General features: G+C 65.2%; 20 protein-coding genes and 1 pseudogene. 4 read left to right on the top strand and 17 right to left on the bottom strand.

Annotation, left to right across the window (positions count from 1 at the left end):
* Positions 1 to 2 precede the first annotated feature (2 nt).
* From ABD951_RS05700 to ABD951_RS05655, 10 genes are all read right to left on the bottom strand, one after another.
* Positions 3 to 1,052 (bottom strand): phosphotransferase family protein, encoded by a 1,050-nt coding sequence (locus ABD951_RS05700; RefSeq protein ID WP_345342792.1) that lies wholly within the window; start codon positions 1,050 to 1,052, stop codon positions 3 to 5.
* Positions 1,049 to 1,972 carry an enoyl-CoA hydratase-related protein gene (locus tag ABD951_RS05695; RefSeq protein WP_345342791.1) on the bottom strand — a complete coding sequence of 308 codons (924 nt, stop codon included), beginning with the start codon at positions 1,970 to 1,972 and terminating at the stop codon, positions 1,049 to 1,051. Before ABD951_RS05695 ends, ABD951_RS05700 begins: the two co-directional genes overlap by 4 nt.
* 17 nt (positions 1,973 to 1,989) lie before the next feature.
* Complete coding sequence (locus ABD951_RS05690; protein WP_345342790.1) at positions 1,990 to 3,213, bottom strand: CaiB/BaiF CoA transferase family protein; 1,224 nt, start codon at positions 3,211 to 3,213, stop codon at positions 1,990 to 1,992.
* Positions 3,214 to 3,484: 271 nt separating this feature from the next.
* A complete protein-coding gene (locus ABD951_RS05685; protein WP_345342789.1) occupies positions 3,485 to 4,483 on the bottom strand; it encodes an NADPH:quinone oxidoreductase family protein in 999 nt (332 codons plus the stop codon).
* Positions 4,483 to 6,057 carry an AMP-binding protein gene (locus ABD951_RS05680; RefSeq protein ID WP_345342788.1) on the bottom strand — a complete coding sequence of 525 codons (1,575 nt, stop codon included), beginning with the start codon at positions 6,055 to 6,057 and terminating at the stop codon, positions 4,483 to 4,485. The genes ABD951_RS05685 and ABD951_RS05680 overlap by 1 nt, the downstream gene beginning before the upstream one ends.
* Positions 6,054 to 6,908: an ABC transporter permease gene (locus ABD951_RS05675; RefSeq protein ID WP_345342787.1), complete on the bottom strand. Its 855-nt coding sequence runs from the start codon at positions 6,906 to 6,908 to the stop codon at positions 6,054 to 6,056. The genes ABD951_RS05680 and ABD951_RS05675 overlap by 4 nt, the downstream gene beginning before the upstream one ends.
* Positions 6,905 to 7,660, bottom strand: a complete 756-nt coding sequence (locus ABD951_RS05670) for an ABC transporter permease (protein WP_345342786.1) — start codon at positions 7,658 to 7,660, stop codon at positions 6,905 to 6,907. Before ABD951_RS05670 ends, ABD951_RS05675 begins: the two co-directional genes overlap by 4 nt.
* Position 7,661: 1 nt before the next feature.
* Positions 7,662 to 8,468 (bottom strand): ABC transporter ATP-binding protein, encoded by an 807-nt coding sequence (locus ABD951_RS05665; protein ID WP_345342785.1) that lies wholly within the window; start codon positions 8,466 to 8,468, stop codon positions 7,662 to 7,664.
* 50 nt (positions 8,469 to 8,518) lie between these two features.
* Positions 8,519 to 9,526 carry an ABC transporter substrate-binding protein gene (locus ABD951_RS05660; RefSeq protein WP_345342784.1) on the bottom strand — a complete coding sequence of 336 codons (1,008 nt, stop codon included), beginning with the start codon at positions 9,524 to 9,526 and terminating at the stop codon, positions 8,519 to 8,521.
* 10 nt (positions 9,527 to 9,536) lie between these two features.
* Positions 9,537 to 10,484, bottom strand: coding sequence for an SDR family NAD(P)-dependent oxidoreductase (locus tag ABD951_RS05655; RefSeq protein ID WP_345342783.1), 948 nt, complete (start codon positions 10,482 to 10,484; stop codon positions 9,537 to 9,539).
* Between the two features lie 157 nt (positions 10,485 to 10,641).
* On the opposite strand from ABD951_RS05655, the gene ABD951_RS05650 reads away from it, so the two are divergent.
* A complete protein-coding gene (locus ABD951_RS05650; protein ID WP_345342782.1) occupies positions 10,642 to 11,415 on the top strand; it encodes an SDR family NAD(P)-dependent oxidoreductase in 774 nt (257 codons plus the stop codon).
* A 753-nt stretch (positions 11,416 to 12,168) separates the two neighbouring features.
* Here ABD951_RS05650 and ABD951_RS28650 read toward each other — a convergent pair.
* The 4 genes and pseudogenes from ABD951_RS28650 to ABD951_RS05635 all read right to left on the bottom strand — a co-directional run bounded on the left by ABD951_RS28650 (position 12,169) and on the right by ABD951_RS05635 (position 17,011).
* Positions 12,169 to 12,534 carry an integrase core domain-containing protein gene (locus tag ABD951_RS28650; RefSeq protein ID WP_425569789.1) on the bottom strand — a complete coding sequence of 122 codons (366 nt, stop codon included), beginning with the start codon at positions 12,532 to 12,534 and terminating at the stop codon, positions 12,169 to 12,171.
* 80 nt (positions 12,535 to 12,614) lie between these two features.
* Positions 12,615 to 13,205, bottom strand: a complete 591-nt coding sequence (locus ABD951_RS05645; protein WP_345342781.1) for a helix-turn-helix domain-containing protein — start codon at positions 13,203 to 13,205, stop codon at positions 12,615 to 12,617.
* A 105-nt stretch (positions 13,206 to 13,310) separates the two neighbouring features.
* A pseudogene (locus ABD951_RS05640) lies at positions 13,311 to 13,442 on the bottom strand (peptide-methionine (S)-S-oxide reductase); the annotation flags it as partial.
* Positions 13,443 to 13,708: 266 nt separating this feature from the next.
* On the bottom strand, positions 13,709 to 17,011 hold the full coding sequence (locus ABD951_RS05635) for a protein kinase domain-containing protein (protein ID WP_345342779.1): 3,303 nt from the start codon (positions 17,009 to 17,011) through the stop codon (positions 13,709 to 13,711).
* 647 nt (positions 17,012 to 17,658) lie between these two features.
* Here ABD951_RS05635 and ABD951_RS05630 point away from each other — a divergent pair.
* The 3 genes from ABD951_RS05630 (at position 17,659) to fdhD (ending at position 21,779) form a co-directional block, all read left to right on the top strand.
* Entirely contained in the window at positions 17,659 to 18,570 is a 912-nt protein-coding gene (locus ABD951_RS05630; protein WP_345342778.1) for a LysR family transcriptional regulator, read from the top strand.
* Positions 18,571 to 18,651: 81 nt separating this feature from the next.
* Entirely contained in the window at positions 18,652 to 20,955 is a 2,304-nt protein-coding gene (locus tag ABD951_RS05625) for an FdhF/YdeP family oxidoreductase (protein WP_345342777.1), read from the top strand.
* Entirely contained in the window at positions 20,955 to 21,779 is an 825-nt protein-coding gene (gene fdhD, locus ABD951_RS05620) for a formate dehydrogenase accessory sulfurtransferase FdhD (RefSeq protein WP_345342776.1), read from the top strand. Before ABD951_RS05625 ends, fdhD begins: the two co-directional genes overlap by 1 nt.
* A 234-nt stretch (positions 21,780 to 22,013) precedes the next feature.
* Here the strand turns inward: fdhD and ABD951_RS05615 are convergent, their stop codons facing one another.
* From ABD951_RS05615 to ABD951_RS05605, 3 genes are all read right to left on the bottom strand, one after another.
* Positions 22,014 to 22,166, bottom strand: coding sequence for a hypothetical protein (locus ABD951_RS05615; protein WP_345342775.1), 153 nt, complete (start codon positions 22,164 to 22,166; stop codon positions 22,014 to 22,016).
* A 258-nt stretch (positions 22,167 to 22,424) separates the two neighbouring features.
* Positions 22,425 to 22,838: a molybdenum cofactor biosynthesis protein MoaE gene (locus ABD951_RS05610; protein WP_345342774.1), complete on the bottom strand. Its 414-nt coding sequence runs from the start codon at positions 22,836 to 22,838 to the stop codon at positions 22,425 to 22,427.
* On the bottom strand, positions 22,831 to 23,084 hold a 254-nt coding region (locus ABD951_RS05605), incomplete at its 5' end, for a MogA/MoaB family molybdenum cofactor biosynthesis protein (RefSeq protein ID WP_345342773.1). The genes ABD951_RS05610 and ABD951_RS05605, both read right to left, overlap by 8 nt.

The following is a 23,084-nucleotide window of genomic DNA, read 5'->3' as shown; positions in this document are numbered from 1 at the left end:
GATCACGCGGTGAGCAGGTCACCGGCGGCGTGCGCCAGCCGGGCGATGACGTCATCGTCAGGTGCGACCTGTACGTCGAGGTCGGCCATCGCACCGGCGCGGAGCCTGGCGTTGACGTCCGCCCTGATGCAGGCCAACTTCCACAGGGCGAGGGCCTGGTAGAACTCGAGATCGTCGACGGGCACGCGGCGTGACTGGTATGCCTGCACGAGCTCGTCTGCGGTCGGGTAGCCACTGTCCGGCCGTGGAGCCCACTTGCGCGTCAGCTCGTGGCTCCAGATGACACTGAGCCAGCCGACATCCAGACCCGTGTCACCGACGGCCGCCAACTCCCAGTCGAGGACAGCGGCTACGGTCGAATCCCGGAAGATCAAGTTGTTGGGCTTGAAGTCCCCATGGCACAGCGACTCGGCCGATGCATGCGCCGGCCGACGCGCGCTCAGCTCCGCCTGGATCTTGCGGAGCAGCTCGGCGTCTGTGCTGGGCAGCGTCCGCTGCTGGGCCAGGCGATCGATGTTCGCGAGCCACCGGCGAAGCTGACGATCGACGAGGGATTCCGGTCTCTTCAGATCACCAAGGGAAACCGCATCCGGGTCCAGGGCGTGGATGTCGGCGAGCGTGTGCATCATCGAGATCGCGATTCCCTTGCGGTCGGCGCGAGGGACCTCGTCGAAGTCCGCCGGACCGTCGAGGGTGAATCCGTCGACGTACTCCATCACGAACATCGGAGCGCCCAGTGGACCGGATTCGTCCGACTGCGCCACGATGGCCGGCACGGCGACATTCGTGTCAGTCAGCGCGTTGTAGATCCGGCTCTCCCGGAGCACATCATGAGAGTTGTGCCCCGGATGACCGAGGGGTGGTCGACGAAGCACCCACCGGTGTTGTCCGTTGTAGTCGATCAGGTAGGTGAGGTTTGAGCGACCCGACGTCAGCAGGTTGTAGGAGAGCGCAGAGGGCTCGACCCCGAGTTTTGGAGCGAGCCATCCGTTGAGCCGCGAAATGTCCAGGCCCGCCGGACCCGCCGCGGCGTTCTTGTCGGAAGCAGTCATTCGATCTTGTCCTTGTCCGGGAACGGCGGGACGTAGTCGGGGTAGTCCTGGGGAACGGTCAGAGGGAAGCGAGGCGACCGCTTCTCGAGGAAGGCGGAGACGCCTTCCCGAACGTCGTGGCCCTTGCCCAAGTCCTGGAGGAGTCTCGACTCGAGCCGGTGAGCCTCCCACGGCGACTTGGCAGTCAACATTCCCCACAGCATCTGTCGGCTGACCCCGACCGAGACGGCAGAGGATCCGGACGCTATCTCGAGCGCCAGCTCGCGAACCGTGCTGTCGAGATCCTCAGGTGCAACAACGCGGGACACGAGTCCTGCTTCGAGGGCCTCGTCGGCTCCGAACACCCGACCGGTGTACAGCCACTCCAGCGCCGCCGACATACCGACCACACGTGGCAGGAACCATGTCGAGGACGCCTCGGGCACAAGCCCGCGTTTGGCGAAGACGAAACCGAACCTGGCCGCCGTGGACGCGATGCGTATGTCGGTCGGAAGGGTCATCGTGACCCCGACCCCCACAGCAGTCCCGTTGAAGGCCGTGATGATCGGTTTGCGCATGCTCGCGAATGCCAGAGCCACGCGGCCACCGCCGTCGCGCCGGTAGCCGTCGATGGTGCCGCTGGTTTCACGCCACTCCGGTGGCTTGCCGTCGGAGCCGTCCTCGAACGTGAAAGTGCTCGGTCCCCCGCCCAGGTAGGCGCCCGGACAGAAGTACGATCCCGATCCGGTCAACACAACGACACGGACCTCGTCATCGTGATCGGCGGTTCTGGCCGCCGACACCAATTCGGTCGCCATGGTGGGGGTGTACGAGTTGCGGCGTTCCGGACTGTCGATCGTGATGGTGCATACGCCCGAAGTCACCTCGTACCGGATTTCGTTCCAGTCCACTTTCGAGCTCTCCGGGTCCTTCAGCTTCATGTTCGGTTCACTACTCCTCAAACAGTCGGCGCGTATGCAGGGCGTTGCACCACGACGCCGGCGCGATCGAGTTCCTCGACCTCCTCGTGGGAAAGGCCGATTCCGGTAAGGACCTCCCTGGTGTCGGTTCCGGCCGGCACGGCCCGTCCCGGCAGCGTCGGGCGTGAATACCCCACGCGGCCTGAGCCCGCGTCCACCGAGCCGAATCGCGGTGCAGGAGAGGGATGGACCACCCCCTCCTCGTCGACCAGGTGAGTCGAGCGGCTGACGTTCTGTTCGTTGACGGCGGCTTCGGCTCGGCTCAGGACAGGCGTGACACAGGCATCGACGGCGCTGAAGAGCTCCACCAGTTCCGCACGGGTGCGTTTCGCGAACTCCCCCGTGAGGACCTCGCGGATCTCCGGCCAGTGCGCCCGGTTCTCTTTGTCGGACAGCGCTCCGTCCGACAGGCGCACCGCCAGCCCGAGTGTCGAAACCAGGGCCGCGTAGAACTGGGGCTCCAACGCTGCGACAGCCATGTTGTGACCGTCACTCGTGCGATAGACGTCGTAATACGGTGCACCCGAGTCCAGCGTGTTTGTCCCGCGGCCCGGACCCCACGTTCCCCGCGCCTCGAAGCCGTACATCATCGCCCAGAGAAGGGACGACCCCTCGACCATCGCCGCGTCCACCACCCGACCGACACCGGTTGCCCGCGCCTCGGTCAACGCCGCGAGCACCCCGACGAGCAGGAGCATCCCCCCACCGCCGAAGTCACCCACCAGGTTGGCCGGAATGAGCGGCGGGCCTCCCGCCCGGCCAAGGCTGTCGAGGATCCCGGACGTCGCGATGTAGTTCAGGTCGTGCCCGGCGCGGTGAGAATAGGGACCGGACTGGCCGTAGCCGGTGATGCGTCCGTACACCAGTTCCGGATGTTCTGACTGCAGTTCGGCAGGGCCGACGCCCAGCCGCTCGGCCACGCCCGGCCGGAACCCTTCGATGACGATGTCGGCCGTTCGCGCCAATCGTCGGATGAGGTCGACCCCCCGTTCGCTTTTCATGTCGACGATGATCGATCGCTTGCCGCGATCCAGGACCGGGTTGGGGAGGGTGTCGACCTCGTGCGGGCGCTGGATCCGGATGAGATCGGCGCCGAGGTCGGCGAAGACCATACCCGCGAAGGGACCCGGACCGAGGCCGCCGAGGTCGAGCACCCGCACGCCAGCCAAAGGACCGGAAGGTTTTGCCGTTGAATGCGTCATTGTCCACTCTACTTTTCGATCGTTCGTTAAGTTGATTGTAGGTGTAGGCCCTTGTGAACCGGTACCGAACACTGTCGGCAACGCCAAGGATTCGGAGCCCGTGACCATGGTCTTGGCGGTCGCTCCGGACTGCAGCGCAGTCAGGGCAAGGCCTGAGGGCTACGACGGTGGCCGCGCACTGCTGGTCGAATCTGCGGGGTTACGTCATCAGTGTGGGGATACGAAAACGCCGGGGTGGTTGGCACGCATCCTGCGGCAGTTTCCTGTGCACTCATGCCGGCGACGCTACGAGTTGTGGATCGACGGTGAGTACGACTTTCCCCTGCACCGCGCGGGAATCGATGAGTTCGAGGGCTTCCTGCACGCGATCCAGTGCGAGCGTGCGGTCGATGCGCGGGGTGAGAAGCCCTGCCTCGATCGACGGAAACAACCGATTCCACTGGTTGATGACCATCCGTTTGTCGCCTCGGGTTGCCGCCCCCCACCCGACGCCCACCACACTGATGTTGTTGAGCAGGAGCCGGTTGACCTTCACGGTGGGGATGCTTCGTCCCGCGAATCCAAGGACCAGGACGCGACCGTACTTGGCCAGTGCACGAAGCGAATCGGTGAACCGATCACCGCCCACCGGGTCGACCACGACATCGACTCCGCGGCCACCGGTCAGCTCTATGACGCCTTCCAGGAAATCGGAGGCAAATAGTACTTCGTGTGCTCCAGCCGCCCGGACGGTCTCTGCCTTCGCTGCCGACGAAACGACTGCTATGACCCGTGCGCCCATGGCCAGAGCGATCTGCATGGACGCGTAACCGAGTCCACCCGCAGCGCCGTGCACGAGCACGGTTTCCCCGGATTGAAGGCGGCCCCGCTCGTGCAGCGCGAAGTCCGCCGTGAGCAGATTCATCGGCATGGCCGCGGCGTGCACGAAGTCGACGGAGTTCGGCATCGGTAGCGTGCGTTCGTCGACTCCGACGACGTACTCGGCGAAGGCACCGGTGGGCCCGATGCCGGCGACGCGGTCACCGACAGCGAGCCTGGAGGCTCGTCCCACCTCGACGACCTCGCCGGCGAACTCCGCTCCCAGCGTGAACGGCAACTCGGGTCGGCTCTGGTATTCACCGCGGGAGATGAGGACTTCCGGGAACGTGACACCCGCCGCGTGCACACGTACGAGCACTTCGTCGTCCGCGTTGATCGTCGGCCGTGGCACCGTGTCGGTGACCTCCAGCGCCGAGGGTCCGTCCAGCCGGGTGACGGTGACTGCGCGCATCAGGCCGCCCCCTTTCCGAGTTCGCGCTTGAGGATCTTGCCGGTGGCGGTGCGCGGGAGAACGGAGATGACGGTGAACCGGTCGGGGACTTTGAACGCCGCCAGGCGGGCTCGACAGAATTCGCGCAACTGGTCGGTGTCAAAGTGGTCAGGGTCGTCGACTTCGAGATACGCCAGGGGGCGCTCGCCCCACTTGTCGTCCGGCACGCCGACGACGGCGACGGCGGCGACGCCGGAGAACTGGCCGATCACCAGCTCGACCTCTGAGGTGTAGATGTTCTCTCCGCCGCTGATGATCATGTCCTTGAGCCGGTCGCGAATGAACAGGTACCCGTCGGTGCTCAGTTCACCGATGTCGCCGGTTCGCAGCCATCCGTCGGCCGTGAAGGTCTCGGCGGTCGCTTCCGGGTTGCGGTGGTAGCCAGTGGCCATATAGGGACATCTCACCCAGACTTCACCCGTGGACCCCGGTTGACACTCCTGGGACGTCACCGGGTCGACGATTCTGATCTCGACACCGGGAAGCGGCTCGCCCGCCGACCGGAGCACGGTGTCGTCGGCCCGATTCCGATGGAGCTCGTTGGTCAGTTCGACCACACCGCCTGCTGTTTCCGTCAGTCCGTAGGCTTGGGAGAACTCGACTTCGGGCCACTCGCGAAGAGCGCGCTCGAGCAGGTTCAGTGGCATCGGCGAGGCACCGTAGCGAAGTTCGCGCAGCTTTCCGATCGTCTCCTTCTCCGGCCCCCCATCGTCGAGGACCGTCTGGAGCAGGGTCGGGGCGAGGAAGGTCTGGTCGTAGCCTCGTTCGATCGCATCGAAGATGAGATCGGCCCTCGCTTCCTGGAGGATGTTCACGCGCCTGCCCAGCGCGAGGCTGTAGAGGGTCGCTGCGAGTCCGGCGATGTGGAACATGGGCATCGGAACGACAGCGCCGCCCAGGGGACGGTCGCTGGCCAGCACCTCGGGCTCGGCGCGTTTGGCGCGCCAGATCAGGCTTCGATGAGGGATCAGCACCCCTTTCGGCCGTCCGGTCGTGCCGGAGGAGTACATGATCAGTGCGGTCGAGTCCTCCGTCACCGTCTTCGAGTCGATCGGGTCGGCTGGGTGGGCGTCGACGATGTAGCGGTAGTCGGCGTAATCGGCCGGCAGGACGGTCCTCAATGTGGGGACGCGATCGGCGACCGGGGCGTTGTGCGTGAACTCCGTTTCGACAAAGAGTATTTCGAGTTCGCTGTCGGTGGCGATGTAGGTCGTTTCCTCAGCGGTCAATCGCCAGTTCATCGGAGTCACCGAGGCCCCGAGGGCGGCCGCGGCGAGGGCGAGTTCGACGAAGACTGGGCTGTTCCGTGACAGCAGTCCCACTCGACCCCCAGGGCTGATCCCCAGGGACTTGAGCATGGCTGCCGCCCTAGTGACATTCGCCTTGAGTTGGCCCCAGGTGAGCGTCTCGGCCTGGAACTCCACGGCGTCACCATTGGGATCGTGCGCAGCTCGAGCCCACAGCGGCTCGTGAGCGAGCGTGACATCGGTGAGAATCGGTTTCATTGCTTGCCTTTCATCTGCGAGGCCGCTCACATCGACCTCCTGACCCAGCCGTCCGCGGTGGCCGCGAGTCCGTTCACGAGCAGGCCGAGAAGACCGACAATCGTGAGGAGGGCCCAGACTGCTGGAGCGTCGAATGTCTGTTGACTGACGAGGAGCAGACGACCGATCCCGTCGCCTGCGCCGAGGATGTCAACAACGAGCACGACAACGAAGCCGGTCGAGGCGGCGATACGGATGCCGGTCATCATGGCCGGAATCAAGGAGGGGAAGATGACGCGCCACATTTTCGCCGAACGGGACAGCCCCAGAACGCCGGACATCTCCAGTCGCACCTCGGGAAGGTTGCGCCGCGCGGACGCCGTGTTCAGCAGGATCGGCCACATTACTCCGATGATGATGATGACCGCGCCCGTGGTCACGCTAGCGCCCAGCAAGACGGTGATGACGGGAATCAGTGCGGGTGCGGGCATCGATCTGAAGAAGTCCAGCAGTGGTGACAAGGTTCGTTCGAGCTGGCGCGACCTGCCGACGACCCATCCGACGATGCCGCCCAGCACGATCGAGAGTGCTAGGCCGATCACCAGCGTGGCGAGTGTTTCGCGGATCGCCGGCATGAGGGCGCCGCTGTCGTACATCTGTTGTGTTGCGTCCCACCAGGTGCTGGGGCGTGGGAAGGTGAAGGACACCTCGGAGCCGAAGATCTGCCAAGCCAGCAGGCCGATGACAAGTGGTGTCAGACCGAGAATCATCGGACCAAACCCGGCGAGGCCGGCGAGCCGCTTCCGGCTGCGCGGGCCCGGTGCCTTCACGCGCACGTGGTCGAGGCTTTGTGCCGCCGTTTCGGTCTCGGTTGTCAATGTTGAGGTGTTCAACGCGATCACGACCTTTGGGTTTCGTCGAATCGATGCATTGCGGTGACCAGCAACAGGTTCAGCAGGTAGCCGACGATCCCGCAGACGACGACGATGCCCCACATGCGGGCGTATTGGAGTGAGTTCTGTTCACTGACCAACGCCCATCCCAGGCCATTCGGTGAGACGAGCATCTCGGCGACGATCGCCGCGATGAGGGCGGTCACGACGGCCAGGCGCGCGCCGACGAGCAACTGGGGAGCGGCCGCGGGGAGGATGAGGCGGCGCACTGTCTTCGCGGACGAGAACTGGAAGACTCTTCCGACTTCTCGCAGCCGGGGGTGCACGCCTGTGATCCCCCCTGTGGCGTTGACGAGCATCGGCCAGGTCGTGGCGACCGAGGCGACGATGATCTCCGTCTTGGCGCCTACTCCCCACAGCAGCAGAGCTACTGGCATGAGCGCGACCATGGGTATCGTCCGCAGGACATCGAAGGTTGACCCAGCGAAGAGTCTGATGGGCGGTACCAGTCCAAGGAGGACGCCGATCAGTGCGCCGGCGGAGATTCCGATTGCCGAAGCAATCACCGTGACCACGATTGTGTGTTGGAGCGCACCGAAGAGAGATCCTTCGGTGACCATCTCGCCGAGTCCGCTCGCCACTTCGGCCGGTGACGGGAACGACTCCAAGTCACTGGCTGGCCCGACGGACGCGGCGAGCTGCCAGAGGCAGATCGCGGCGACAATTGCCGCGATGCCGGGGAGATTGACGAAGCGTGGCATCTCAGTGGGTCCCCACCATGTCCAGCGCCTCGGCGAGCCGATGTCGCAGTTCGACGTAGCGCGGCATCTCGCGGGTCTGCACCTGGTCCCGTTCACGCGGAAGATCGACGTCGACGCGGAGAGCCAGGGTGCCTGGCTTGCCGGCGATGACGTATACGGTGTTGCTGAGGTAGATGGCTTCGTCGAGATCGTGGGTGATGAACACGATCGTCGTTCCGGTTCGGGACTGCAGGCGCAGAACCTCGTCCTGCAGCGATGCCCGGGTCATCGCGTCCAGAGCCCCGAATGGCTCGTCCATGAGGAGCACGTTCGGTGACATTGTCAGTGCACGGGCGATCTGTACCCGCTGTTGCATTCCCCCGGACAGACTCTTGGGATAATCCTTCTCCCTTCCGGTGAGGCCGACCGCTGCAATCGCGTCGGCGACGCGCTCTCGGAGTTCGCGCCTGCTGATCTTCCCCTGCAGGGGCAGCGCGACATTGCGTTCGACCGTGCGCCACGGCAGCAGGGCATTGACATAGTCCTGGAAGACGGTCACGACGTCGGCGGGGGGCGAGGTGATCGCCTTGCCGCGCAGGTTCAGTTCGCCGCTCGCGACCGGTACGAGGCCTCCGAGTGCCCGCAACAAGGTGGTCTTTCCCGTACCGGACCGGCCGACGATTCCGACCACCTCGCCCGCGCGCACGGACATGGTGATATCAGTGAGGATCTCTCGGCTGACGCCGTGGGCGCTCAGCCGGACCGTTGCGTTGCTGACTTTATAGAGCGTTGAATCGTCATGCTGTGGGTTATGGGTGGGTGACAACACTAGCCAGCTCCCTGTGTTGGGGGGTGCGGAAGGAGCACGAGCGGTCCGCGCTATCGGTTATTTGCCGCAAAGACTTTGATGTTGTCGCCCGGGTAGTTACCCTTCGCGAGTCCAGCAACATTCATCACGTTCCAGATCGCATCGAACTGTGCCGGGTCGATGTCCATCTCGAAAGCGGGCGGATTGGCGAGATCAGCCATCTGCGGGGGCATCTTGGTCCACTCGACGAGGATCTTCTTGCCCTCGGCGGGGTTGGCCTTGAGCCACTCGATCGAGTCCTCGATACCGGCGCGCCAGGCTTCGACCTCCTTGGGGTTGTTCTTGACCCACTCCGTGGTCGCGAGGTTGAAGTTCGGCGAGAACCGGATGGTGTCGGAACCAGCGGCAGCGTGGACTGCCTCGCTGAAGATGTCGGCGTCCGAGACGGCGAACCCTGCGCTCTTGAGACCCTCCGTGAACGGAGTGGCTGACATCGCGGCCTGGATCCTCCCAGCCTTGAACTGATCAAGCTGCTCTGCGTAGGGCACCGCGACAAGCTTGTAGTCGTCCGACGTCAGACCGGCTTTCTGCATGAGGTAGGTGAGGCTGGCGCCGCTGTAGCTGGTGAGGAGCGGAACGCCGATGGTGGCGCCCTTGAGGTCGGCGTAGTTGTTGATCGGCTTCTGCGTCACGAGCAGCGCGGCCGGGCTCTCGGTCGTGCTCTCCGACTGGTTGTTGACGATGGTCGCGTCCAGGCCCTTCTGCGCAGCGTTCAAGAGGTACGAACCGGACGACGGAATGATGTCGAACTGGTTCCCCATTGCCGAGAGCTGAGCGGCAGGATCGGTGTTGTCTATCAGATTGACGTCGAGGCCGTGGTTCTTGAAGAAGCCCTGCACCACACCGACTTTCATGGCGAGGTTCTGATACGCCGGCAGGATCGCAGCTGTGACCTTGAGGTCATCCTGGGAGCCGGTATCGCCTGACCCGCACGCACTCGTCACAAGAGCGCTCGCGACGACGAGACTCACTGCAACGGTTCGCAACTTGCCCCATTTGGGCGAAAACGAGAACTCCATTGATTTCCCTTCAGGCTCGGGTGGACTCGGCTTTGTTAGCCGAGGATGTGCTGGCGACGAGCTTCATCGACGCTTCTATGTCTGACGGACACGCAATGACTGCGGGGTCGTCGACCTCGGAAAAGCGCTCGGTGAGATGTGCAAATCGGGGCGGGTCGGCGTGTTCGCTGGTCCATCCCCGCGCCTCCCCCAGGGCGAAGCGCGCGTAGCGCCCTCCAGCCGACACGTAACCGCGGCCCGTCACCTCGCATGCGGGGCTGGCGAGGTATGCGATCAGTGCGGCTGCGTGCTCAGGTGTCCGGCGCTCTCCGAGAGGGCTCAGGAATCGCGCGCCTTCGGCGGTGCGCACGTCACCTGTCTGCGCAGCGGGCGCGACCGCGTTCACGTTGATGCCGAACTCGGCACCGTCCAGGGCGAGTGTTTTGGTCAAGCCGACCAGACCTGCCTTCGCGGCGCTGTAGGCGGCCATTCGGGGCTGGCCGTAGAGCCCGGAGACACTGACGACGTTCACGAGTCGGGGATGCTGCGACTTCTGCAGCAGGGGCCACGCCCCTCTCGCGAGGAGGAAGCTCCCAACGAGATGGACGTTGATGACACCCAGGAATCCGTCGAGGGTCTCGTTCTCGAAGTCGACTTGGCGGAAGATCCCAGCGTTGTTGACCACGGCATCGACTGTTCCGAACGCTTCGACCGCGCAGTCGAGGATCCGCTCCACTCCGGACTCGTCGGCAACGGACGCCGTCACCGCGACGGCGCTGCCACCTGCATCGCGAATCTCGCCCGCCGTGACCTCGGCGCTGGGAACGCCTCCGGGGCCCTCGCTGATGTCGTTCACGACGACATGGGCGCCTTCGGCGGCTAGTTGGAGCGCCGTGGCTCGTCCGATTCCGTGGCCTGCGCCGGTGACGATGGCAACGTGCGTCTCGCGTTGCTCGGTCCGCGTTGATACTTCGGTCACTGGGATCGACTCCAACCTGATCGATTCTTGAAGAACGTTTGATAAGATTGATGTAACCCACACCACACTGTCAAGGGCGTGGAGCAAACGACCGACTTCTCGAAATCGATACCGCGAGAGCACAGATGCTGGTCCATCGAACGCGAAAGGTGCACACATGCTGAGCGAACGCCGCGCCTTGGTGACCGGAGCCGCCGGAGGAATCGGTCGAGCAACCGCTGTCAAGGCAGCCGCGCAGGGTGCCTCACACGTCGCTGTGGCGGATGTTGACACCTGTCGTCTCGGTGATACGGCACGCGCTGTTCGATCGGCTGGAGCCGAGTGCTTGGAGGTGTCCGTGGATCTGCGGGCACCGGCCGAGATCGAACGGATGGTGCGTTCGACAGTGGAGTGGGCTGGCGGACTGGACGTGCTCGTGAACAACGCGGGCATCTTCGACAGGGCGTTTACGAGTCCCGAACAGGCTTGCCTCGAGGATCTGCCTGAAGAGGCTTGGGAGGCGGTCTACGACGTGAACGTCCGCGCCGCCTGGCTGGCGATGAAGCACGCTGCACGCTACTTGCGCGGATCCGATCGAACGCCTGCGATCGTGAACGTTGCCTCTATTGCAGGACTGACCGGGTACCGCGAGCCTGCTTACACCTCCAGCAAGGGCGCCCTGATCCAGCTGACACGGTCAGCCGCCGTGAATCTCGCTCCGCAAGTGCGCGTGAACTGCGTCTGTCCCGGCATCGTGCGGACCCCCATGACCGACACGCATGGCAAGAATCAGCAGGTCGCCCATCGGGGAAACCTGATCCCTCGGCTGGGCGAGCCGGACGAACTCGCCAATGTCATCGCGTTCCTCGGCGGCGACGAAGCCACCTTCATGACGGGCGCCGTGGTGCCGGTCGACGGGGGAACAACGGCCTGGCGAGGTTGGCACGATTGAGTGTTTGAAGACGCAGATTCGCCCCGGAAGGAATCGTGCCGGATCCCTGACCGCGCCTGCCGGTGACGGGATGTCGGCAATGCGCGCTCATAGTGGGGCGGCGCATGCCGAGTCGTGCATCGGCGTTCATGAAGACACGCGCTGAAGAACGCGCCAACTAGGAGGCTCGTGGTCGGTCGTCAGTCCGCTCGTCGGCGACCGGGTCGCCCGAGCCCCTGTCGCAGAATCGATCGAATCGACGCCGACTTGGCAGGTCACAGGTGGGCAAGGACACAACGGGAGTTACCGGTGGGAAGACGATACGCGCGCAAACACAACGCGGCGCCACAGCCGCGCAAGCTCGGCGACGAGGACCTTGCAGTCGTGCTTCAAGTCCTTACAGGACGAGGGCCTTCGTTTCGGTCGGAACAAGACCACCTTTCCCGGGAAGGCGAAAGGCCTCCTGACAAGACACCACGCTCGCGCACTCCGACCACACGGAACCAACCGTGATCCTGTTGCCGGTGGTCCAAACCAGGCCAGAAACGGCGGTCGAAATCCACACCACCCAACCATGATCGGACATGTAGAGGTCCGGGGACATCCCTGACACTGTGTTGCCAGGACACAGCTGACACCACCCGCACCGGATCGACGGTTCGGTCCTTGCGTGGCCGGCCACGCTTGTTGCCGTTGCGGTGGTAGGTGCCGACGGCTCCGAGTGTGAGTTCGCGGAGCGGTTTCCCGGTCCCGGTGTGAGTGACGATCACCGTCTCACCGAACTGGGTGACGGTGACCTGTTGCCCGGTATATGCCTGTCCGACACCGATCTTGCGTTTGCGGTAGCTGACCGACCCCGCCTTGGACACCCGCAGGATCCGCGGTCCCGTCCGGCGGCGGCTCGTCACCGGGTGCGACCTTCGGGAGGTCCCGATGGACGTTCGCCGGGGTCTGCTGGTTCAGGCTGCGATGCGGTCGCTCGTGGTTGTACTCCCAGCGAAACGCGTCGCACAGTCGCTGCAACTCGTCGATATCGTGGGCGGGGCCGCGGTCGGCGTAGAACTCCGTGAAGGTGCGGTGGTACCGCTCGAGCTTCCCGCAGGCCTGAGGATGTCGTGGCCGAGACGAGAGCTGCGAAATACCTAGTGCGGCAAGTCATTCAGCGAAGAACACCAGCTTGCGTCCCTTGGGCGATGTGAACTGAAGTCCGTTGTCGCTGATCAGCTGCCGCGGCGCGCCGTTCTCGCTGATCGCGGTCTCCATCGCCCGCCACGCAGCATGGGAGGTGACCGCCGCGTTGCGGTGGCTCCGATCGCGTAACGGGCGTGATCGTCGAGGATGTCCACGATCCACGCTTTCGAGCGATCGGCGAGTTCGACCTGCGTACCGTCAATCTGCCGCAGGTCGTTCGGGGCATAGCGCTCGAACCGGCGCCAGGTACGCACAGGGCGCTGCACCGCTGGGGTCACCGAGCCGTGGCGTTGCAGGATCCGATGGATCGTCGAGACCGCTGGTGGCTGTGTCAGTCCGGCACGGATCAGTCGGGTGTGAATGGTTCGTGCACCCCGGCGCGGGTTGTCGGTGCACATCGCCGCGATCCGGGCCTCGATCTCCGGGGCGGTCTGTGCCGAGCAGGTATGCGGGCGCCGGGACCGTGGCTCGAGCGCGGTGACGCCCTCGGCGTCGAGCCGGCGGCGATAGTCGTAGAACGACTGCGGCGAGACGCCGTACCGGCGGCACGTCTCGGCGACAGGTATCCCGTCGCGGAGTGGGGTCAGCAGGATCTCCAGCCATCGTTCATTCACGCTCATCGCTCGCACCCTCAGCAGGGTGTCAGGGATGTCCCGCGCATGAACTGTCAGCCATGTGTCCGGGCCTTACAAGTTCTGGCCTGGTTTTCAACCGCCGTCGACATTCTGATCTTCGTCGAGATAGAAGATCGCAGAACGGTAGGCGGTCCCGATGTCATTGCCCTGACGATTCTCCGTCGTCGGATCGTGGATCTGGAAGAAGAACTCATGCAGCGATCGGCAGTCCTTATGAGCGGGACTACTTCTCGAAGAGCAAGTAGCCGCCCGGGCGCCCGCTACGCCGACGGGTACGCGGGACCCCGCGGACGAACGCGGGCACCTCGAGCAGGAGGGACGCTGCGCCCCGCCGGGGCAGGCGGCGCAACCGCCGGAGGCGGTCGGAGATTCGTCAGCTGGCGATCCGGTGGTCCGAAAACCGGCCCCTGCCAGGGTGAATGTCGCAATAGTTGCTATCGATGTTGTGAATCGATTGTGTGACAGCAATTTTCGTGCGGTCTTCGTAGTCAGCGTTGTCTGTGTTCGGTGACCCAGGCCGCGATCTGGGCCCGGGAGGTGAAGCCCAGCTTGGTCAGGATGTGCTCGACGTGTCCGTCGGCGGTGCGTTGGGAGATGACCAGGCGGGCGGCGATCGCCTTGTTGGTCAGCCCCTCGGCGACGAGATCGGCCACCTGCCGCTCCCGCTTGGTCAGCTCCGTCGACGGGCCCGTAGTGGGTGGTGCGGCGGTGGGCTGCTCGCCGAGGGCGTAGGCGATGGCGGCGTCGAGATCGAGCGCACCGCCCTCGCCGTGTGCCGTCTCGAACGCCCGCTGGCCGAGCGCCCGGCGCGCGGTCCGCTCGCACTCGTCGTGATGGACGAGCAGATGCGGGACCACCACGGTGGAGGTGCCTGCCACCTGGCCGAGGGCCTGCGCCGCACCCAGCAGCACCGCGGCGCGCCGCGCGCTGCCCGCCTCGGCCGTGATCCAGGCCAGCGCCTCGAGACACTGTGCGGCCAGCAACGGGTCCTTCCTCCGCCGGATCAGGACAAGCGCCTGCTGCAGCCGGCGCAGCGCACTGTCACGATCGCCCTGGCGCCACGCGGCGACCGCGGAGCCCCACAGCGCGTACGACCGATACACCGATTCGCCGTGGGACTCGGTGATCGCGCGTGCCTTCTCTTGACACTCGAGTGCGCCCGCGATGTCCTGTTGCAGTTCGTGCGCCCATCCGAGGGTGAGGAGCACGCATACCTGTGTATAGAGATCACCCTGCGCGGCGAACGCGTCATGGGCACGTTCCAGGCGCGCGCACGCGGCGGTGTGGTCACCGCGGAAGAGCTCATGGCCCCCCTCTATGAAATCGGCGTACGCGTGCACGACCGGGTCCGTGGACTGTTCGGCGAGGGCTCGGACCTCGGTGGCCAGCGAGGCCGCCGCGGCGAGGTCACCCTGGATCTCGGCCAGTGCCATGTCCCTGAACGACGCCATTGCCCGCACCGCGGACGCACCCCCCGGCCGGGCTGTGAGGGCGCGGCCGAGCCAGTACCGCCCCTCTCCCAGCTGTCCGCGTGCAAGCCAGAACGGTTGCAGGGCTCCCGCGAAGGTCAACACGGAGTCGGAGTCGGTGGCCGTGTCGTCGGTGAGGGCGAATTCGAGAGCCTCCCGCAGGTTGGGTTGTTCGCGGTCGAGGCGGTCGATCCAGTCGAGCTGCCGGGCACCGATCCACCCGGCCTCCGCGCCCTGCGCCAATTGTCGGCACCAGTGCAGGTGCCGCCGTCGCAGGTCCGGCAACTCGCCGGACTGCTGCGCCTTCTCCTGGCCGTAGTCGCGCAGGGTTTCGAGCATCCGGAACCGCACCGCGGTGCCCGACTCCTCCCGGATCAGGATGGACTTGTCGACCAGGGCGGCCAGCACGTCGAGCAGCTCACCCGCCTCCTCTTCCCACCGGCACACCTGTTCGGCGGCATCGAGTTCGACACCGCCGGCGAACACCGACAACTGCGCCCAGAGCCGCTGCTCGGCCTCCGTGCACAACTCGTGACTCCAGTCGACACACAGGCGCAGGGTCTGCTGACGGGTCGGCGCGCCCCGCCCGCCGCGCGTGAGCAGCGTGTAGCGGTCGGTCAGCCGCGCCAGGATCTGCTCGGGCGAGAGCGCCCGCAGCCGCGCCGCCGCGAGCTCGATCGCCAACGGCAGCCCCTCCAGCCGCGCGCAGATCCTCGCGACGGTGGCCGCGTTGTCGTCGGTGAGTGCGAAGCCGGGCAGTGCGGCTTCGGCGCGCTTGGCGAACAAGGTGACCGCGTCGTAGCGGGGCATGCTTTGCAGCGACGGTTCGCGGTCCTGGTCGGGGACGGTCAGCGGCGGCACCCGCAGCACCGCCTCCCCGCCGATGGCCAGGGCCTCGCGGCTGGTGGCGAGGATCCGCAGTTTCGGGCAGGCGGACAGCAGGGTCTCGGCCAGCTTTGCCGCCGTATCGACCAGCTGTTCGCAGTTGTCGAGGACCAGCAGCACCTCCCGCGGCGCCAGGAAATCGACCAGGACCTCCCGCAGCGGCTGCGTCGACTGCGGACGCAGCCCCAGCACGGCGGCGACCACCCCGTCCAGCAGCGCCGCGTCGTGCAACTCACCCAACTTGACCAGCCACACCCCGTCGCTGAAGCTTCGGCGAGCGCCCGTCGCGACCCGCAACGCGAGCCGTGTCTTGCCCACCCCACCGATCCCGGTCAACGTCACCAGCCGGGACTGTGCCAGCAGCCGCTTCGCCTCGGCCAGCTCGGCGCGCCGGCCGACGAACGTCGACAGCTCGGCCGGGAGATTCCCTCCACCGCCCACCGGTCCCCCGGCGGACGAGGGCGGGCGGACGGGCGAGCGGCCGGTGGTCAAGGGCACCGGCACCGCCGCGTCACGCGGCCGCTGCGCGGTGTCCAGTTCAGTGCGCACCGCCATCTCGTCGACAGGCAACCCGCTACGGGCCTGCAACCCCTGGAGCCGTTCGCCGAGCGCCACCACCGTGGGCCGATCCCCCGGTGTCCGGGCCATGGCCTGCTCGATCACCGCCGCCACGCCGTCGTCGACCCCGTCCTCCCGCAGATCGGGCACCGGCGCGCTGGTGATCCGCAGAAACTGCGCCACCACCTGCTCACCGCTGCGCCGCTCGAACGCCGCATGCCCGGTCAGCGCCGCGAACAACGTGGCACCGAGCCCGTACACATCCGCGGCGGGCGTCGGCGGATCCCCACCGAGCACCTCCGGGGCGGTGAACGCCGGCGACCCGGTGACCGTCCCGGTCGCGGTCTCGAACCCACCGGTGACGTGCGCGATACCGAAATCCGCCAACACCGGCTCCCCGAAGTCGGTGAGCAGGATGTTCGCCGGTTTGACGTCCCGATGCACGATCCCCGCCCGATGCGCCGTGGCGAGCGCCCCGGCCATCTTCACCCCCAACCGCAGCACCTCCTCCGCGGTGAGCGGACCGTGCACCCGGATCCGGGCGTCCAGGGACCCCTGCGAGTAAAACGGCATCACCAGATACGGCCGACCACCCTCGGTGGACCCGACGTGCAGCACCCCCGCGATGTTCGGATGCCCGGTCAACCGACCCATCGCCCGCTGCTCACGCAGGAACCGCTCCCTGTTCTCCTCGTCCAGCTCGGCGGTGAGCACCTTCACCGCCACCGTCCGCTCCAGCACGCTCTGGTTGCAGCGAAACACCACACCGAAACCGCCGCGCCCGATCTCCTCCGCCTCGTCGAACCCGACTTCACCCAGCTCGCCCGCGACGGTGTCGGCCACCTCACGGCGGGTTCGCAGCGGATCGCTGTCGGTCATCAGGCACGCACTCTCCGTCGCCGGCCCCCGACGACCGGGCCGAACATGCAGTGCGACCCGGGCGATACCCATCCAGGATATCGCCGCTTCAGATGCCACCCGGAGGAGTGCCTGAGCACAGACCGCTCCATCGGAATGGTGTCGGCCTTGTAGACGCTGGTGTCGCGCTCGATCCCCGCCAGCGAGGACCTGGCCTTCCGCGACGCGGCCGTCGACTCTTCGGCGCACTTGCAGTTGACCGAGCAGCCGATGGCGACGACGTCGTCTTCGGTAAGTGAGGCGTAGCCCTTACCCGTCTGACGCGAAGCGGCTTAGTTAATGTCTGATAGATTCCGCCCTGAGCGCAGACATGCCTTGACCACCGACGGATCAGGCGTTATCAGTCATCAACCATTCGATCCTTGGCGTGGCGTCCTCGCGCGATCCACATCCGGTGATCGAGAATGGGCGATGATCATCACCACGGGGGCCAGCCCCTCAGATTTGTGGACCAGACAGATCGGCACCAATGCGCGACAACGATCAGCGTCTGACCCCGCGTGTCGCCGAACGTGACCTCGAAGTCGCCCGATGGACCGGCCTTTGCCTGGACCGAGCCGCCTTCGTCACAGCTGCCGTCGTAGACGGATCGATAGAAAGATAGCAAGATGCAATTCCGCCAACTCGAGTATCTCGTTGCCCTCTCGCGAGAAGAGCATTTCACTCGCGCAGCGGATGCTTGCTCGGTTTCTCAACCAGCGTTGTCCGAGGCCATCCGCAAGCTGGAGATCGAACTCGACCTGCCTCTGATCGTTCGCGGAAACAGGTTCGAGGGTCTCACCCTCGAGGGTGAACAGATTGTTCGCTGGGCTGGAAAGATACTCGACAACCAGGCGTCGCTACTGCACGAGGTGGCCAGTCTGCGGTCCGGCGTCACCGGTACGGTCCGACTGGGGGTGATACCCACCGCGTCCGCCGCGGTCGCCGATCTCACCGGGCCGCTGTGTGTGCGGCACCCGAAGATCACGGTTAGCCTCGCCGAAGCTCTTTCGTCGGCTGAAATCGCGGCAAGGCTCGATCGCTACGAGCTTGATGGCGGTGTCACCTATCTCGACGACATTGCCTCGCATTACCGCACCTTCCCGCTCTATCGCGAACGATATGCATTGCTGACAGCCGACGATCAGATTCTGCCCCGCCGAGAGCAGATTACCTGGCGCGAGGCGGCAGCTCTGCCGCTGTGCACCCTCTCGTCCATCATGCGAGGCAGACGGATCCTGGACGAAAAGTTCGCTGGCGAATCCGCCTCATACACCCCGCAAATAGAGACCGATTCCGTGGCCTCCCTTTATGCGCACGTCAAGACCGGCCACTGGGCCGCGGTGGTCCCCACAGTCTGGCTGAAGGTGTTCGGTGAACCGCCAGGCCTCTTGTACACCCCTCTCGCCGACGCCACGGAGGCCGCTCTCGTCGGCCTCATCACCCGAACCGACGACCCTCCGTCCATTCTCGTTGCAGCACTCGAGGCCACTGCGGCACGCCTCGATCAGACGTCATCGGATCCGCCTATCGATCGGTAGGGCGCTCGTCTTGGACAGCGGCCCCCTCGCTGGTGCAGGCTCCATGGACTGTCTGTACTCCTGGGGAAGGCTGCACTTCTGATGGCCCGTCGAGACGACTATGCATACGACGAGAACAGCATCGTCGTCACCAAGAACAAGCGATACGCCGCAGGCGTACCCGCTGTGCTTGTCTCGCTTCAGCGAGGCGTCTCACAAATGGGAGCCATCCGCACGGCTGCCTCCCTCGCAAAACTCAACCAGCACAAAGGTTTCGACTGCCCCGGATGCGCCTGGCCGGAAACACCCGGCCACCGGAAGCACGCCGAATTCTGCGAGAACGGCGCCAAAGCCGTCGCCGAAGAAGCCACCAAACGCACCGTCGGTCCCGACTTCTTCGCCAATCACTCCATTGATGATCTCCTCACTCGTACCGAGTACTGGCTCGGGCAGCAAGGACGACTCACCCACCCGATGGTTCTCCGGCCTGGTGCGACGCATTACGAGCCGATCGAATGGGACGACGCGAACCGCATCATTGCCGACGAGCTCGAGGCGCTGACCAGTCCTCACGAAGCAATCTTCTACACCTCCGGCCGTACCTCCAACGAGGCAGCGTTCCTCTACCAGTTGCTCATCCGTTCGTACGGGACCAACAACATGCCCGACTGCTCGAACATGTGTCACGAATCGTCCGGCAGCGCCCTCACCGCGTCGATCGGCATCGGCAAAGGATCAGTCTCGGTTCCGGATCTGGAGAACGCCGACCTCATCCTGATCGCCGGGCAGAACCCCGGGACCAACCATCCGCGCATGCTCTCCACCCTGGAGAAGGCGAAAGCGAACGGCGCTCGGGTGATCGCCATCAATCCCCTCCCGGAGGCAGGACTTCTGCGGTTCAAAGACCCACAGAAGGTTCACGGTGTGATCGGCGACGGAGCCGTGATAGCCGACGACTTCCTGCAGATTCGCATCGGCGGAGACATGGCCCTGTTCCAAGGTTTGGCTCGACTTCTCGTCGATGCCGAGGACGCCGCACCCGGAACAGTTCTCGACCGGGCATTCATCGACACCTACACCGCCGGATTCGACGACTGGCTCAATCACATCCGCAACGTCAACCTTGACATCGTCATCGAGGCCACGGGGCTGACTCTCGAGCAACTCAACGACACCGCCAGAGCACTGATCGACTCGAACGCCACCATCATCTGTTGGGCCATGGGACTGACCCAGCAGACACACGGAGTGGCTACCATCGAAGAAGCGGTCAACCTGCTGTTGATGCGAGGCATGATCGGCAAACCCGGAGCGGGAGTGTGCCCCGTCCGCGGCCATTCCAACGTTCAAGGCGACCGCACCATGGGCATCTGGGAAAAGATGCCCGAGGCGTTCCTCGCTGCGCTCGACTCCGAATTCGGCATCACCTCCCCACGAGAACACGGACTCGACGCCGTTGACTCCATCCGCGCCATGCGCGAAAAGCCGGGTTCGGTGTTCATGGCAATGGGTGGCAACTTTGTCTCCGCCACACCCGACACTGCAGTCACCGAGGCAGCCCTCCGCAACTGCTCGCTGACCGTGCAGGTCTCCACCAAGCTCAACCGCAGCCACCTCGTACACGGCCGCACTGCACTCATCCTGCCCTCGCTCGGTCGCACCGACAAGGACATCCAAGCAACCGGCAAGCAGTTCGTCACCGTCGAAGATTCGATGTCGATGGTCCACCGCTCCCGCGGCGGTCTCCCCCCGTCCAGCCCACATATGCGATCGGAGGTGGCGATCGTATGTGGCATCGCGGAGGCACTGTTCGGTCTCGACCATCCTGTGCCGTGGTCGTCGTTCCGAGCGGACTACGACCTCATTCGAGACTCGATCTCGCGCGTCGTACCCGGGTTCGAGGACTTCAATGCCAAGGTTCGACAGAAGGAAGGGTTTGCGCTCCCCCACCCCCCGCGTGATTCACGCACGTTCGAAACACAAACGGGCAAAGCCAATTTCGCCGTCAACGATCTCGAATGGCTACCCGTGCCAGCGGGTCGACTCATGCTACAAACCATGCGAAGTCACGACCAGTACAACACCACCATCTACGGCCTCGACGACCGCTATCGCGGCGTCAAAGGGGGCCGTCGAGTACTGTTTGTCAACGCCGGTGACCTCGACGAACTCGGCTACAGTGACGGCGACCACGTCGACCTGATCTCCGAATGGACGAACCGCGACGGATCCCTCGAGGAACGGCGAGCCGACAACTTCCGACTCGTCGCCTATCCGACTCCTGCTGGCAACGCCGCCGCCTACTACCCCGAAACCAACCCACTGATTCCACTCGACCACGTCGCGGAGAAGTCCAACACCCCCGTGAGCAAGGCCATTCTGATTCGGCTCGAGCGCCGACCCTGATGGGACGAATCACCGCTCGCCGTCCGATCGTTCGCGTACGCGGACCGCACACTTCATCACGGCCCGACACACTCGTCGTCGAAGAACCACTCGAGATCCGCGTCTCGGGAACGCCGCTTGCGGTCACCATGCGCACCCCGGGACACGACGTCGAACTCGCATACGGATTTCTTCTCACCGAAGGCGTAGTCACTGATAGCGCCGACGTTGCGTCCGCACGGTATTGCGATGGAGTCGACGAGGACGGCCTCAACACCTACAACGTCCTCGACATCACGCTCGCAGAGGGCGTTCCTCCGCCCCCACAAGGTGTAGAGCGAAACTTCTACACAACCTCCTCTTGCGGAGTATGTGGGAAAGCGTCACTCGAAGCCGTCCGTCTGAAGACAGACCACCCGCCAGCAGCGGATACCACCACCGTTCACGTAGATGTCCTCGCCGCACTTCCCGACCGCCTACGTCAGGCACAGACGGTGTTCGACTCCACGGGCGGACTCCACGCAGCCGCGTTGTTCGATCGAAATGGCCGCCTTCTGGTACTTCGCGAAGATGTAGGTCGACACAACGCCGTTGACAAGGTGGTCGGCTGGGCCGCGTGCAGCGGTCGGATACCGCTGCTGGGCACAATCTTGATGGTCAGCGGGCGCGCGTCATTCGAACTCGTCCAGAAGGCGGCCATGGCCGGCATTCCGATCCTCGCCGCCGTGTCGGCACCTTCGTCACTCGCTGTGGACCTCGCGGTCGAATCCGGACTGACACTTGTCGGTTTTCTCCGGGGGCCGAACATGAACCTCTACGCCCGAACGGATCGAGTGGAGACTTGAACACCCCGCAGCTACTCGGCAAGGCACTCGCAGCAATGTAGGAGGTCAACAACTCGGGGCACCACGAAGGACGAGGCGAAACGGATCGCCGAACTCGAACGTGAAAACCGAGAACTGGAGCGTGCCAACGAGATCTCGAAAACGGCGTCGGCGTTCTTCCCGGCAGCGAAGCTCAACCGCAAACTCAAGTGATCGTCGACTACCTCAAGTTTGCGCGCCGGAGCACCAACATCCTCACGGCAGCAGTCTCACCGGCGACGGTGTGGACGCTCGGCGGTCGAGGTAGCACTCGAAGACCACGTTGAGCGCCCGGTCCAGCACCGCCATACGCTGGTCGCCCGCCGACGCCGCGGAGATGTGCTCGCCCACACCGTGGATTGCCTGCACGGTACACGCGAGTCTCGCGGGGTGCTTTCGTCGCATGGCTCGGGCCACCCGCGGTTCTCCCGCACAACAACGCAGTCCTCGGTCTGTCGATGGGCGGCAGAGCAGCCCTGTCGCGCAGAGGTGGGACGCTGCCGAACGACGCGGCAGCCGCCGACCCGCTGTTCGACAGCCAACGAAGGGCGGTCCGTCGGCCGGCATCCGCACAGCCGCTGACTGGGAGGACCTGGCTGTCGACGATCGTGGACGATCCGAGCCCGGCTACAGGCCCACCCATTCGGTGACGCCGCCGTCGAAGTGCTGCCGCTTCCAGATCGGGACCTCGGCCTTGATGCGTTCGACGAGCAGCGCGCAGGCGGCGAACGCCTCGGCGCGGTGCGGGGCCGCGACCGCGGCGACGAGGGCGAGGTCGCCCACCGTCAACGGTCCGACGCGGTGCACCGCCGCGACGGGCAGCCCCGACTCCGTCGACACCTGCTCGCAGCAGCGCCGGAGGAACTTCTCGGCGTCGGGATGGGCCTGGTACTCGAGCGCCGAAACAGATTGTCCGCCATCGTGATTGCGGACGACTCCGGTGAACACCACCACCGCGCCGTGTTCGGGTCCGGCGACGGCGGCGTCCACCGCGGCCGGATCCAGCGGCTGGTCGGAGATCGCGGCCAGCAGGTCACGCATCGTGCATCCCTCCACCGGACACCTGCGCGAGCAGGTGGTCGAGAATCGGCTCCAGCACCGCCATTCCGTCTCGGACCCCGCCCGGCGACCCGGGCAGGTTCACCACCACGGTCCGGCCGGCCAGGCCCACCAGCCCGCGGCTCAGGGACGCATGGACGGTCTTCTCGGTTCCCTTGTGGCGCATGGCCTCCGCGACACCCGGCAGCTCGCGGTCCAGGACGGCGGCGGTCGCCTCCGGGGTCCGGT

Origin of the sequence: Rhodococcus olei (assembly GCF_039540555.1) — a bacterium.
Classification (GTDB): Bacteria; Actinomycetota; Actinomycetes; order Mycobacteriales; family Mycobacteriaceae; genus Rhodococcus_G; species Rhodococcus_G olei.
Note: the sequence above shows the minus strand (reverse complement) of the source record. Positions and strands in the feature narration are given on the sequence as shown.